Genomic DNA, 13062 nt, shown 5'->3' with positions numbered 1-13062 from the left:
GTCTACGCGGCGAACTGGACGGGCAGCCGGTCCAGCCGTGCCTCCCACGTGGACGCGGTGGCGGTCAGCTCGTCCGGGGTCACCGCGAGCCGCAGCCCCGGCAGCCGGTGCAGCAGCACATCGACGGCGGTCTCGATGATCGCCTGCCCGATGCTCTGCCCGGGGCATTCGTGCGGCCCCCCGCTGAACGCCAGGTGCGACTGGTTGCCGTGCACGGAGACACCCGCGTCGGGCCGGATCTCCGGATCGGTGTTGCCGGCGGTCAGCCCGAGCACCAGCAGGTCGCCCTCCTGGAGCCGGTGCCCGCCGAGTTCCGTGTCCGCGGTCGCGAACCGCCCCGGCAGGACGGCCAGCGGCGGAGTGTTCCACATGACCTCCTCCACGACGGCGGAGATGTTCAGCTGCCCGCTGACCAGCCCGGAGAGCCGTCCCGCGTCGGTAAGGACCAGTTGCAGCACCCGGGCCAGCAGGTTGCTGGTCGTGGTGTGCGCGGTGATCAGCACAAGACGCAGATGGTTGACGATCTCGTCCTCGTCGAGGTCGGCGTGGTGTTCCAGCAGCCCGGTGGTGAAGTCGGAGCCGGGCTCCACCCGCTTGCGCTCGGTGAGTTCGCCGAGGATCCGCATGATGCGGTCGTTGTGGACGAGCGCCTCCGCGCCACCCTTGATGACCTGCGCGGACGACTCGGCGAGCCGCCGCCCCTCGCTCTCCGCGAGCCCGAACACCCTGGTCAGTACGAGCATCGGCAGGTACTCGGCGTACTCGGACACCAGGTCGGCGCTGCCCGCGTCGGCGAACGCGTCGATCTGCTTGTTGGCGAAGTGCGTGACGTGCCGGCGGATACCGCGGCCCGAGACGGCCTGCAGGTTGTCGGTGACCGCGCTGCGCAGCCTGCGGTGCGGCTCGCCGTCCTGCGAGACGCAGTCGGGCCGCCAGCCCACCATCTGGATCAGCGGTGAGGTGCTCTCGACGCGGCCCTCCTTCCAGTCCCGCCAGATCCGCGAGTCCCGGCTGAACTGGCGGGGGTTGTCGAGCACCCGCCGGTTCTCCCGGTAGCCGAGCACCAGCCAGGCGGGCACGTCGCCCTCCAGCAGGACCGGCGCGACGGGCCCGTGCTCCTTGCGCAGCCGCCCGTAGATGCCGATCGGGTCGACGGCGGCCTCGGGCCCGTACAGCCGGGTGGGTTCCGCTCCCCCGCCGTGTGCGACCGGGCAGCCGCGCGGGGCCTCGGGGCCGTCGTTTAACGGCTGGTCGGTCATCGGGACTCCAGTACGACTGCGGAGCGTTCCTTGAGGTGCCGTATCAGCGCGATGAGCACATCGCGGCTGGAGGCCCGGTCGCGGGCGTCGCAGGCCACCACCGGGATGTCGGGGGAGATGTCCAGGGCGTCCCGGATCTCCTCGACCGGGTGGTCCTTGGAGTCCGGGAAGACGTTCAGCGCGATCACGAACGGGACGTCCTGCCGCTCCATCTCCTCGATGGCCCGGAAGCTGGAGGCCAGCCGGCGGGTGTCCACCAGGACCACGGCTCCGAGCGCGCCCTTGAAGAGGCCGTTCCACAGGAACCAGAACCGTTCCTGCCCGGGGGTGCCGAACAGGTAGAGCATCAGCTGGTCGTTGAGGCCGATCTTGCCGAAGTCCAGGCTGACCGTGGTCTCCTGCTTGTCCGCCACCCCGATCAGGTTGTCGACGTCGGCGCCGGCCTGGGTCAGCGTCTCCTCGGTGGTGAGCGGCTTGATGTCGCTGACGGACCGGACCATGGTGGTCTTTCCGGTGCCGAATCCGCCGGCGATCATCACCTTCACCGAGCGGGCACCGGCCGCGCCGTCGGCCGGGTCGCGGTCGGGATGGTCAAAGCCTTTGAAGTCCACTGAGTACCTCCTCAAGGAGCGCGAGGTCGGGCCCGCGACCGGCGCCTGACGCCGGGATGGGATCACGGGCCTCAACGCGGCCTGCGTCCAGCAGATCGGCCAAGAGCACCGCGAGAATGTTGAAGGGCAGTCCGAGATGGGCGCCGAGTTCGGCCACCGACAACGGATCACGGCAGCGCCGGAGGATCTCCTCGTGTTCGTGCTGCAGGCCGGGACCGGCCGCCGCACGGGAGGTGATGAGGGTCGCCACGTCAAGGCTCGACGACGAACCGCCCGGTCCGCTGCGACCGCCCGTGAGGACGTAGTAGCGCTCAAGACCGGACGGGTCCGTGGGTCGACGGGGACCACTCATCCAGAGTGCTCCTCCAGACGCGGAGTGGTGCCGAGGAGCTCACCCATCCTGCGGGCCAGGTCCCTCATCTGGTGGCCGAGGAGGCCCTGGTCGAGCCCTTCCCTGGCCAGGACGCCGAGGTAGGTCTCCACCCCCGCGCGCACCACGAAGAGGTGGCCGCCGTCGACCTCGATCATCGCGAGCCGCAGCTGTCCGGCGTACTTCGGGAACTGCTCGGCCACCGGCTGGGCCAGTGCCTGCAGTCCCGCCACCACGGCGGCGAAGCGGTCCACGTCGTCGGGGTCGTCGGCCCCGTAGGAGGTGATGGCCTTGCCGTCGCTGGAGGCCACCAGGGCGAAGCGGATCTCCTGGATGCTCTCGACCAGATCGCGGAGCGCCCAGCTCACGTCGGTTCCCTGTTGCGTCATGAGGACTAGTCGCTCTCTTCCGTGCGGTGCTCTGTGGACTCGACGCCGGCGGCCGGCTCACGCCCCGCCGTGGCGAAGGCGGCCAGGCCGGTGAAGGAGGCGTCCGGCGGCACCGCGTGCGAGGCGGTGGCGACGGAGTCGTCGTCCTGTACGGCCACGGCAGCCGTGGGCCGCTCCGACTCGGCTCGCCTGCGGCGCCTGGGCAGACCCCCGGGCGTGGTGTCCCCGGTCTCCTCCGGCTGCGCGGCCCCGTCCGCCGTGTCGCTCCCGGCGGCCCCGGTCTCCGGCGCGGCCGTGACCTGGGCGGCCATGACCTGGGCGGCCGGGGCCGGCGCGGTGGTGACGGCGGGCAGCTGGCTGAAGTACTTGTGAGGTACCACGACGACCACCGAGGTACCGAGCCACGGCGAGTCCGCGAAGGTGACCCTGATGCCGTACCGGCGGGCCAGCACGCCCACCACCCGCAGACCGAGGTGCGCGTCCTCGGACACGCCGCCGATACCGGGACCGGGGGCCACGCCTTCGAGCGCCTGGAGGGCTTCCTGCTTCTTCTCCTCGCTCAGGCCCTTGCCGGAGTCCTGGATCTCGACACCGACGCCGTTCGGGACCTCCTTGCCCGAGACGATCACGGGTTCGGTGGGCGGCGAGTAACGGGCCGCGTTGTCCAGCAGATGGGCGAAGACCAGCGTGAGGTGGTCCACCAGACCGCCGTCGACGCCGAGTTCGGGCAGGTACCGCACCTGGACGCGGTCGAAGTCCCTGATCCGGCCGATGCCGCCGCGCACCACGCTGAGCAGCCGCTGCGGTTCCTGCCACTGGCGGCCCGGGCGGTCGGTGCCGCCGAGTACGCCGATGCTCGCCGCCAGGGAGTCGGCGGGGCCGAGTTCCTGGTCCAGCTCCATCAGCCCCTGGGCGACGGACGGCAGCCTGCCGTGCTCGCCCTGCATCTCGTGCAGCCGGCCGCGCAGCTTGCTGGTCAGTACGTGGATACGGCTGCCGATGCTGATGACGGCCTGCTCGGCGGAGGTGGAGCGGTCGAGTTCCTGCTCCACGCCCAGGAGGGCGGTTCTGAGCACCTTGCGCAGCGCGGCCTGGAGGTCGGCTCCGACCTCGGCGCCCCGATCGACCGTGGGCAGCAGGTCGTCGATGGAGTCACCGGCCCGCAGCCGCTCCAGCGCTTCGGGCAGCAGACCGTCGGCGAGTCGGGCGACCGCGGCGAGCTGGCGGTCCAGCTGTTCCTGCCAGGCCCGGTTCTGCTCGGCGATGCGTGCCTCGTAGGCCGAGGCCTGTTCGGCGAGCTGTGCGTCGTGGGTGTCGCGCTCGGCGGCGTGTATGCGTTCGAGGCCGGCCACATGCTGCTGCCACTGCTGGGAGTGCTCGGTCTGCGCGTTTCTGAACTCGCCTGCGCTGCTGCGCAGTTGACGCTGAGAGCGGATCAGGAGCCGTACGGTGACGGCGCTCGCGGCCGTGACGACGACGCCGGAGACGATCGCGGGTATTCGGACCTGGTCGGAGCCGACGACCGCGGCGACGACGGTGCCGGCCCCTAACGCGAGTGGCAGCAGCCACCAGCTGTACCAGGGGGCCGGTGCCCGCGCCGCCGGTGGCGGAGTGGCAAGTTCCATCTGCATCCTTCAAAGCAACACGATCGAACAGGGGGGAAGTTCGGGGGGGAAGGGGCTGCACTGGTCACGGGGTGGTCGCCCCCGGGACAGGCATGCGTGGAGAGCGAGTGACCAGCGATCGCTGTCACGTCAACTCGCCGCTCCTCAGGGAACCTTATCGGGTTTGATCTCCAACGGATCACCCCGGCCGATCCATCGCCGTGAAGGTTTCGTCATGCTCCGACCAGGCCATATGAGTCGACAAATCCGCTGACTCGTCACCATGATCCACCATCTGCGGGGCTAAATAGGTGCATACGCCACGGGCTATCTGCCGGGGTCCTCGCCCGCATGGCTCGGGCCCCGTCGTGAGCGACGGGGCCCGGACGCGTCGGGGCGGTTACTACGATTCGGTCACACGGGGCGGGCCACCCGCTCCCTGTGCGCGGGATCGGTGACGCCGAGGCCGGGCGCCGGGGCGAGGGAGAGGACGCCGACCTTGCCCAGATGGGTGTTGCTCTGGACCAGCCTGGCCGCCTCCGCCGTGTCGGTGAGGGGGTAGGTCTCGGTGAGGGCGGGGGCCAGGTGGCCGAGGTCGAGGAGCCGGTGCACGGCGGCCTGCTCATGGAGGTTGGAGCCGTGGCTGCCGATGACCCGCTTGAGGCGCATCCACAGATAGCGGTTGTCGAACTCGTGCAGGTACCCGGTGCTGGAGCCGCAGGTGACCACCGCGCCACCACGGCGTACGACGAACACGGAGACCCCGAAGGTGGCCCGGCCCACGTGCTCGAAGACGATGTGCGGGTCCTCCCCCGTCGCGGCCCGGATCAGCTTGCCGAGGCGCTTGCCGGTGACGGCGGGGTCGGCGGGCGCGTCGCCGTCGCCGAGTCCGATCTCCTCCCGGTCGATGACCACGTGACAGCCGAGGCGGCGGGCGTACTCCGCCTTGCGTTCACTGCTGACCACGCCCACCGCGATCCCGCCGCCGTTGCGCACCAGTTGGACCGCGTACGCGCCGAGCCCGCCGGCCGCCCCCCAGATCAGGACCACGTCGCCCTGGGTCATCCGGGCACCCCGGTCGCTGACGAGCATGCGGTACGCCGTGCCCGCGCACAGCGGGTTGGAGGCGGCCTCCTCCCAGGTCAGGTGGGCCGGTTTGGGCAGGAGCTGGCTGGCGCGGGCGACGGCGTAGTGGGCGAGCGCGCCGTAGTTGGTCTCGAAGCCCCAGGCCAGCATGCCGTTGCCGAGCATGCCGTCGGCGTGGGTCGCCGGGTCCTCCTCGTCGACGTAGACCGGGCTCACCACGACGTGGTCGCCCACCCGCCACCGGCGGACGCCCGAACCGGCGCGGACGACGACCCCGGACGCGTCCGAGCCGATCACGTGGAACGGCTGGTCGTGCCGGGCCGCCCACCGGCCCTGGCGGCCGAAGTGCTTCAGGAAGGAGAAGGTCGGGAGGGGCTCGAACATCGCCGACCAGACGGTGTTGTAGTTGATGCCGCTCGCCATGACGGCCACCAGCACCTCGTTCGGGGCGAGTTCGGGCATCGGTACGTCACCGAGGTGGATCGACTTGCGGACGTCCTTGTCGGCGACCCCGGCGAAGCTGTCCACGTCCTCCGCGCGCAGATGGGCGGCGGTGAAGCGGCCGGGGGTGGGGAGGTGGGCCAGTTCCGTGCGGTCGGCTCCCGCGACGACGGCCTGCGCCAGCGCGTCCATGGTGGTTCCTCCTTGGGTGGGGGTCGGCCCGGGTCCGCTCGGGCCGGGATCAGCTCAGGCCGAGACCTTTCGCGAGCGTCGGCCAGGACGCCTTGAACTCCTGCCGCCAGTTCGGCCAGGCGTGCGCTCCCCCGCTGTAGAAGTGCACCTGGGCCGGTATGCCCAGGGCGTCCAGCTGCGCGGTGAAACGGTGGGCCTGCGCCCAGAGCGTGCCTTCCAGCAGGGCGCCTTCGAGATTGCCGAAGACGCCGCCCGGCAGACCGCTGCCCTGCGAGATGTACAGACCGGTGCCCTGGAGGGCGCTTGCCCGCGCGTAGGGGTTGTGCCGGTTCCAGTTGTCCCGGTTGAGCAGGTAACTGCCCCAGAGCGTCAGGGGGAGCAGCTGTTCCCGGGCGACGATGGCGTTGAGCACGGTCGGCATGCCGAGGGCCGTGGTGTCGAGGATCCCGCTGTACGAGGCCGCCGCGCCGAAGGTGCCGGGGTGCCGTGCGGCGAAGGCCAGGGCGCCGTAGCCGCCGGTGGAGACGCCGGCGACGGCGCGCTTCGTCCCGGCCCCGAACCTCTGCCGCAGCACGTCCGGCAACTCCTCGACCTGGAAGGTCTCGTAGTCCGGCGCGGCGGCGCTTCCGTAGTTCCACCAGTCGGTGGGGATGCCGGTGGGCCCCGACGACGGCATCACGGTCAGGACGTCCTGTCCGGCGAGGAAGTCGACGACGTCCGTCTCCCTGGTCCAGGACGTGTGGTCGTCGTGGGCGCCCTGGAGGAGGTAGAGGACGGGCCGGGCGCGGTCGGGGTCCGCGGCGTAGCCGGTCGGCAGGACGACGCGTACGGGCAGGGAGGCGCCGACGGCCGGGGAGGCGATCGTGAGGTCCACGGTCCGGGCGTCGAGCCATGTCTCGCCGACGACGGTGGCGTTCGCGGCGGCCTCCGCGACGGGTGCGGCGGCTTGCGCGGGCGCGGCCACGCCGGGTGGGGCGGTGAGTACGACGCCCGTGCCGAGCAGGGCCGTCGTGACGGCGAGGGCGGCACATCTGCGCTTACGAGTCATGGGTCAGTCCCTTCAGGAGTCCCGCGTCAGGAGTCCCGCAGATGGCGGGTGAGCAGCCGGGCCAGGTGGCCGACGACCGGTGGGTCGAGCAGCGACAGATGGTGGCCCGGCAGCGGGACGACGGTCAGGTCGGCGCAGTGCGCGTCCCAGCCGAGCGTCGCGTCCCCGCGTTCGTAGCGGGGGTCGCGGACGGTGTGCGGGGCGGGTTCGGTCGCGCGGTAGAGCAGGGTGCGGCCCGGATACCGGCCGGGGTGGTGCCGTTCGCCGCCGCGCAGGTCCAGGTAGGAGGTCCGCTGGTGTTCGAGGACGGCTTCCGGCAGCTCGACGGAGTCCCGCAGCACCTTGACGACGAGGTCGATCCGCCCTGTGTCGTCGAGCCCGGCGAGTTCGCCGTACGGCAGGTCGAGCGCGCGGCCGTAGGTGCGCTCCACGTACGCGGCGAAGTCCCGGAAGTGCCGCAGGGCGCGTTCGCCCGGAGACAGGCGGCTGGGCAGGGGGAGGACGGAGTCGAGCAGGACCAGGGCGCGGACGGTGCCGTGGGGTGCGAGGAGCCCGGCCGTCTCGTGGGCGACCAGTCCACCGTAGGACCAGCCGCCGACCGTCCATGGGCCGTCGGGGCTCACCTCCCTGATCCGCCGGGCGAACTCCGCGGCGCGTCTCGGCACGTCGTCGGGGTCCGCCTGCCGGTCGAACCCGTAGAGCGGGCGGTCGCCGTCGAGGCTTGCGGCCAGGCGGGCGTAGACGGTGGCGTCACCGCCTGCGGCGTGGGCCAGGAAGAGGGGGGTGGCTCCGCCGTTGTGGGGGAAGGTGCGCAGGGTGTTCGGGCGGGGGTGCGGATGCGGGTGGGTTGTGGCTTGTTGCGCCGTTCCCCGCGCCCCTGGGTGGGATGGTGGGTGCGGGTGGGTCGTGGTTGCCCGCGCCGTTCCCCGCGCCTCTGACGGGGCGCCTGCCCGTGGTTCGCGGCGCCCGTCGGCGGTCAGCAGGTCGGTGACCGCTCTCAGGGTTCCTTGCTTCAGGAGGACGGCCGGAGGCACGTCGATGTCGAACTCCTGCTGTACGGCGGTCCGGATGCGTACGGCGGTGAGGGAGTCCAGGCCCAGGTCCGTCAGCGGGGTGTCGGGGTCGAGGTGGTCGGGGGCGTGGCCCATCACTCCGGCCACGCACAGCCGGAGCCGGTCGAGCGGGCTCGGGGCGGGGTTCGGCGCGGCCTGGAGCGGCGGTTTCTCGGGCGGTGTCTCCTCCCCCGCCCAGAACCTGCGGTGCCGCCAGCGGGGCGGCGGAACGTCCACGATGCGGCCCCCGGGGCCCGGCGCCTCCCGCGGCCGGGTCACGCGCACTCCGTGGACGAGCAGTGTGGCCAGCGAGGTGCGGAAGCCCACGGCGTCGTCGGTGCCGCGGCGCAGGGTGGGTACCACGAGCGCGTCCTTCGCTCCCGCGTCGCGCAGAGTCTCAGTGAGCGGATGCGACTGCGTGGCGTGCGGGGCGACTTCGACGAAGACCCGGTGTCCGTCCTCGGCCGCCGCCCGCACCGCCTGGGTGAAGTGGACGGGATTGCGCAGGTTGGCGGCCCAGTACGCCGTGTCGCAGGGAACGGCGGCACGGGGGTCGTCCAGCGCGGTGGTGTAGCGGCGGCGGCTCGGCGACGAGGGTCGGATCCCGTCCAGTTCGCGGGTGAACTCCGGCAGCAGCGGCTCGACTTCGGGTGAGTGGCCGGCCGCGGACACGCCCAGCGAACGGGCGAAGCCGCCGGCCCCGGTCACCCGGGCGACCAGTCCCGCGACGTCCTCGGCCGATCCCGTGACCACGCTCTGGGCGGGCGAGGCGTGCACGGCCACCCGGAGGGTCCTGAACTCCCGTGCGGCCGACACGATCCCGGCGGCGGGGAGGTCCACGACCGCCATGGCGCCGCCCTCCAGGCGGGCCAGCAGCCGGGAGCGTACGGCGACGATGCGGGCGCCGGTCGCCGGGCCCAACTCCCCCGACACGACCGCCGCCGCGATCTCGCCCAGCGAGTGGCCGATGACGGCGGCGGGTTCGAGACCGTGGGACCGCCACAGTTCGGCGAGGGCGACCTGTGTGCCGTACAGGACGGGCATGACGGTGGCGGGGGTCGACAGGTCGGCGTCGGGGCGCAGGCCGGCGCGCAGGGAGAGGCCCGCGTGCTCGCGCAGGAGGGGTTCCAGGCGGTCGACGGCCGCCTCGAACACGGGTTCCGTCGCGAGGAGCCGGCTGCCCATGCCGGGCCACTGGGACCCGTAGCCGGAGAAGACCCACACCACCGGCCCGGGTCCGCCCGGGGCCCCGTGGCCCGTGACCAGGTGGGGCGAGGGGGCGCCGCCGGCGAGGCTGGTAAGCGCGGTGACGGTCTCCGCGCGGTCGCGGGTGACCAGGGCCGCGCGGTGCCGGCCGCGGCCGGTGCGGCCCGCGAGGGTACGGGCGAGGTCGGCGTCGCGTACGCCCCGGCCGCCGGCGGTCTCCAGCCAGGCAGCCAGCTCGCCGGCGTACGCGCGCACGCGGTCGGTGGTCGGAGCGTCGAGCAGGAGCAACGCCGGCCGCTCGGCGGTACTGGACGCGGTCGGGCGCGTACGGGCGGGGTGGTGTTCGGTGAGGACGGCGTGGGCGTTCGTGCCGCCGAAGCCGAAGGCCGAGACGCCCGCGGTGGCGGTGCCCGAGTAGCGGGGCCAGGGTTCGGGCGAGGTGACCACGCGCAGCCCGAGCGCGTCGAGGTCGGCGTGCGGTCCCGGCCGGGTGAAGTGGAGTTGGCCGGGGATCTCGCCGTGGTGCAGGGCGAGCACGGTCTTGATCAGGCCCGCGATACCGGCGGCGGCCTCCAGATGGCCGAGGTTGGTCTTGGCGGAGCCGATCAGGAGGGGCTGGTCGGGGGCGCGGTCACGGCCGAGGACGGCGCCGAGCGCGCTCGCCTCGATCGGGTCGCCGAGGGCGGTGCCCGTGCCGTGGGCCTCGACGTAGTCGACGCTCGCCGCAGCGGTGGTTCCCGGAGTCGTGTGCGCCTCGGTGAGGAGGGCGCGCTGGGCCTCGGCGTTGGGGGCCGTGAGCCCGTTGGAGCGGCCGTCGGAGTTGACGGCGGTCGCGCGGATCACCGCGAGGACGCGGTCGCCGTCGCGTTCGGCGTCCGTGAGCCGTTTCAGGACGACGACCCCGCAGCCCTCGCCGCGTACGATCCCGTCGGCGGCGGCGTCGAAGGCCTTGCAGCGGCCGTCGGGCGCGAGGGCGCCCGCGCGCTGGAAGCCGAGGGTGACGGCGGGCGTCAGGAGCAGGTTCGCTCCGGCGGCCAGTGCCGTGTCGCTCTCGCCCGACATCAGACTGCGTACGGCGTGGTGCACCGCGACCAGCGACGACGAGCACGCCGTGTCGACGGACAGGCTGGGGCCGCGCAGGTCGAGCGCGTACGACAGGCGGCCCGCGGCGACCCCCAGGGCGGCGCCGGTGGCCGTCCAGGCGTCCACGGCCCGGGGGTCGGCGGTCGTGAGATGCGCGTACTCGTTGCCGCTGATGCCCACGAAGACTCCGGTACGGGTGCCCGCGAGCACGTCGGCGGAGAGGGCTGCGTGGTCCATGGCCTCGCGGGTGACCTCCAGGAGCATGCGGTGCTGGGGGTCCATGGCGGTGGCCTCGTGCGACGGGATCCCGAAGAACTCGGCGTCGAAGCCGGCGACGGCGTCGAGCCCGCCGAGGAAGGCGCCGTGCCGGACCACGTCGTCCGGGAGCTGTGCCGGGTCCGGTACGAAGGGGTCCCAGCGGCCCGCCGGAAGGGTGCCGACGGCGTCCGAGCCCCGGGTGAGGAGCCGCCAGTACCCGTCGGCGGAGGTGACACCGCCGGGGAAGCGGCAGCCCACGCCCACGACGGCCACGGCGACGGCGGCTCCGGGAGAGGGGACGGGGACGGACACGGAAGTGGGGGCAGTTGCCGGGCCGGGGGTCGTCGTCGGTTGGTCCTCGGCCAGGTGCTGGGCCAGCGCGTCGATCGTCGGCGCGTCCCACAGCAGGGTGTCGGGGAGCCGCCGGCCCGCCAGCGCGCCGAGCGCGGCCGTCAGGGCCAGCGCGTCCCGCGAGGTCAGACCGGCCTCGGCCAGCGGACGGTCGTCGGTCAGCTCGTCCGGCGGCAGCCCGTACCAGCCGTGCAGCCGTTCGGCGACCAGCGCGCGGACCGCCGTGCGCGACGCGCTCATCGCGGCCCGAATCCGGCGTCGAGGAACCGCTTGCGCGTCGCCGCGCGGGACACCTTGCCGCTGCTGGTGCGCGGGACGGAGCCGGGTGGTACGAGCAGCAGCGCGCCCAGGCGCAGACCGTGCCGGGCCGAGACGGCGGCCCGTACGGCGTGTTCGGCGGCGCGGAGATCGTCCGCCGTCGGGTCGGCGTCCCGGCGGTGCTCCGCGACCACGACGAGTTCCTCGCCCACAGCCTCGGACCGGGTCACCCCGAAGGCGGCGAGACGGTCCCGGCGGACCAGCGGGACGACCGACTGCACGGTCTCCTCGATGTCCTGGGGGTAGTGGTTGCGCCCGTCGACGACGAGTACGTCCTTGAGGCGCCCGGTGACGAGCAGCCGCCCCTCGTGCAGGGCGCCGAGGTCGCCAGTCCGCAGCCAGTCCTCCTCCGCGCCGAAGCCGGAGGTCTCGGCGGTGAGTCCGGCGTGCTTCCAGTAGCCGAGGCCGATGTTGGGGCCGCGCAGCTGGATCTCTCCGACGTGCCCGGCGGGCAGTGCGCCGCCGTCGGCTCCGACGATTCGCAGTTCCTGTCCGACCGGGGTGCCGCACGAGACGAGCACGGTGAGCCGCGCGGGCCCGTCGTCGGCCGTCGTCACCTCGATCCGTCCCCGCGCGAGCGCGTCGGCCCGGCAGGCGACCGCCGAGAGGGGTTCGTCGAGGGGGCTCGCGGTCGCGAAGACGGTGGCCTCCGCGAGGCCGTACGCCGGGCAGTGTGTCGTGGGGTCGAGCCCCGCGGGCGCGAAGGCCTTGTGGAAGCGCTCCGCAGTGCCGGCCCGTACGGGCTCGCTGCCGTTGATGAGCACCCGTACGCGGTCCAGGCGGAGTTCGTCGATGTCCTCGGGGGCCGTGCGGGCCACGCAGTAGTCGTAGGCGAAGTTCGGGGCCGCGCTGACCGTGCCCTCGTACGAACCCAGGAGGCGCAGCCAGCGCGCGGGGTCGCGGAGGAAGTCGCCGGGGTCCATGAGGACGGACGGGAAGCCGCCCACGACAGGGGCCGCGATGCTGAGGACGAGCCCCATGTCGTGGAAGAGCGGCAGCCAGCCGACGGTCGTGCTCGTCCGCGGGTCGGCGACGAACGCGGCCAGTGCCTGGCGGGCGTTGGCGACGACGTTGGCGTGGCTGATCATCACGCCGGCCGGGGTGCGGGTGGAGCCGGAGGTGTACTGGAGGTACGCGACATCGTCGGGCCGCGGCCTCACTGCCGGACTCCACCCCGGGCGCGACCCGGCACTCGAATCCGGGCTCGGCTCCACGCTCGAAACCGGACTCGAATCCGGTCGGCCGCCGTCCCCGCTTGGGCGCAACTCGTGCCACCGCAAGGGGAGTTGGTCGACGGGGATCACCGGGACGTCCGGGAGCCGGCGGTCCCGTACGAAGTCGCGGATCGCGGGAGTCGCGGTGGAGCCGGCGAGCAGACAGGCCGGTTCGCAGTCGGCGAGGACGGCGGCGAGACGCCCTTCGTGGCCTGGGAGTTCGGGCCCGAAGAGGGGTACGGCGATGACGCCGGCGTACAGACACCCGAGGAACCCGGCGACGTAGTCCAGACCCTGCGGCAACACGAGGGCGGCCCGGTCGCCGGGGGACGCGACGGTCGCGAGGCGGGCCGCCACCGCTGCGGCCCGGGCGTCCAGGGCCCGCCAGCCGAGTGTGCGGTGCAGAGCGCCGGAAGCGCCGTCCGGGAAGGCGACATGGCTGAAGGCGCGCTGCTGGGGACGGTGTTCGGCCCAGTGCCGCAGATGGTCCGTGAGGGAGGCTTCGTCGGCGGCGGGCCCGGCGGAGTTCATGGCGGCTCCGGAGGTCATGGCGGCTCCAACAGGGTCGGCGGCGGAGCTG

9 protein-coding genes are annotated in these 13062 nt (G+C 73.0%); all 9 read right to left on the bottom strand.

Translation table 11 applies throughout. The annotated features are described in order from the left end of the window. Window positions 1–2: 2 nt before the first annotated feature. On the bottom strand, window positions 3–1259 hold the full coding sequence (locus K3769_RS36025; RefSeq protein ID WP_267030417.1) for a cytochrome P450: 1257 nt from the start codon (window positions 1257–1259) through the stop codon (window positions 3–5). Continuing rightward, window positions 1256–1870 carry a GTP-binding protein gene (locus tag K3769_RS36020; protein WP_267030416.1) on the bottom strand — a complete coding sequence of 205 codons (615 nt, stop codon included), beginning with the start codon at window positions 1868–1870 and terminating at the stop codon, window positions 1256–1258. The genes K3769_RS36025 and K3769_RS36020 overlap by 4 nt, the downstream gene beginning before the upstream one ends. Then, window positions 1851–2222, bottom strand: a complete 372-nt coding sequence (locus K3769_RS36015; RefSeq protein WP_107022312.1) for a DUF742 domain-containing protein — start codon at window positions 2220–2222, stop codon at window positions 1851–1853. The genes K3769_RS36020 and K3769_RS36015 overlap by 20 nt, the downstream gene beginning before the upstream one ends. Then, window positions 2219–2629 (bottom strand): roadblock/LC7 domain-containing protein, encoded by a 411-nt coding sequence (locus K3769_RS36010; protein WP_055611716.1) that lies wholly within the window; start codon window positions 2627–2629, stop codon window positions 2219–2221. The genes K3769_RS36015 and K3769_RS36010 overlap by 4 nt, the downstream gene beginning before the upstream one ends. Window positions 2630–2634: 5 nt before the next feature. Then, entirely contained in the window at window positions 2635–4254 is a 1620-nt protein-coding gene (locus tag K3769_RS36005; RefSeq protein ID WP_267030415.1) for a sensor histidine kinase, read from the bottom strand. Between the two features lie 393 nt (window positions 4255–4647). Then, on the bottom strand, window positions 4648–5952 hold the full coding sequence (gene ccrA, locus K3769_RS36000; protein WP_267030414.1) for a crotonyl-CoA carboxylase/reductase: 1305 nt from the start codon (window positions 5950–5952) through the stop codon (window positions 4648–4650). A gap of 49 nt (window positions 5953–6001) precedes the next feature. Continuing rightward, window positions 6002–7000: an alpha/beta hydrolase gene (locus K3769_RS35995; RefSeq protein WP_267030413.1), complete on the bottom strand. Its 999-nt coding sequence runs from the start codon at window positions 6998–7000 to the stop codon at window positions 6002–6004. Window positions 7001–7026: 26 nt separating this feature from the next. Continuing rightward, window positions 7027–11190 (bottom strand): beta-ketoacyl synthase N-terminal-like domain-containing protein, encoded by a 4164-nt coding sequence (locus tag K3769_RS35990; RefSeq protein ID WP_267030412.1) that lies wholly within the window; start codon window positions 11188–11190, stop codon window positions 7027–7029. Continuing rightward, entirely contained in the window at window positions 11187–13031 is a 1845-nt protein-coding gene (locus K3769_RS35985; RefSeq protein WP_267030411.1) for a fatty acyl-AMP ligase, read from the bottom strand. Before K3769_RS35985 ends, K3769_RS35990 begins: the two co-directional genes overlap by 4 nt. Window positions 13032–13062: the final 31 nt, after the last annotated feature.

The organism is Streptomyces ortus, from assembly GCF_026341275.1.
GTDB lineage: Bacteria > Actinomycetota > Actinomycetes > Streptomycetales > Streptomycetaceae > Streptomyces > Streptomyces ortus.
Note: the sequence above shows the minus strand (reverse complement) of the source record. Positions and strands in the feature narration are given on the sequence as shown.

Bases quoted from the DNA above. Each gene is read 5' to 3' on its own strand.
- K3769_RS36010 (WP_055611716.1), bottom strand. From the start codon at position 2,629: ATGACGCAACAGGGAACCGACGTGAGCTGGGCGCTCCGCGATCTGGTC.
- ccrA (WP_267030414.1), bottom strand. From the start codon at position 5,952: ATGGACGCGCTGGCGCAGGCCGTCGTCGCGGGAGCCGACCGCACGGAA.
- K3769_RS36015 (WP_107022312.1), bottom strand. From the start codon at position 2,222: ATGAGTGGTCCCCGTCGACCCACGGACCCGTCCGGTCTTGAGCGCTAC.
- K3769_RS35985 (WP_267030411.1), bottom strand. From the start codon at position 13,031: ATGACCTCCGGAGCCGCCATGAACTCCGCCGGGCCCGCCGCCGACGAA.
- K3769_RS36025 (WP_267030417.1), bottom strand. From the start codon at position 1,259: ATGACCGACCAGCCGTTAAACGACGGCCCCGAGGCCCCGCGCGGCTGC.
- K3769_RS35995 (WP_267030413.1), bottom strand. From the start codon at position 7,000: ATGACTCGTAAGCGCAGATGTGCCGCCCTCGCCGTCACGACGGCCCTG.
- K3769_RS35990 (WP_267030412.1), bottom strand. From the start codon at position 11,190: ATGAGCGCGTCGCGCACGGCGGTCCGCGCGCTGGTCGCCGAACGGCTG.
- K3769_RS36005 (WP_267030415.1), bottom strand. From the start codon at position 4,254: ATGGAACTTGCCACTCCGCCACCGGCGGCGCGGGCACCGGCCCCCTGG.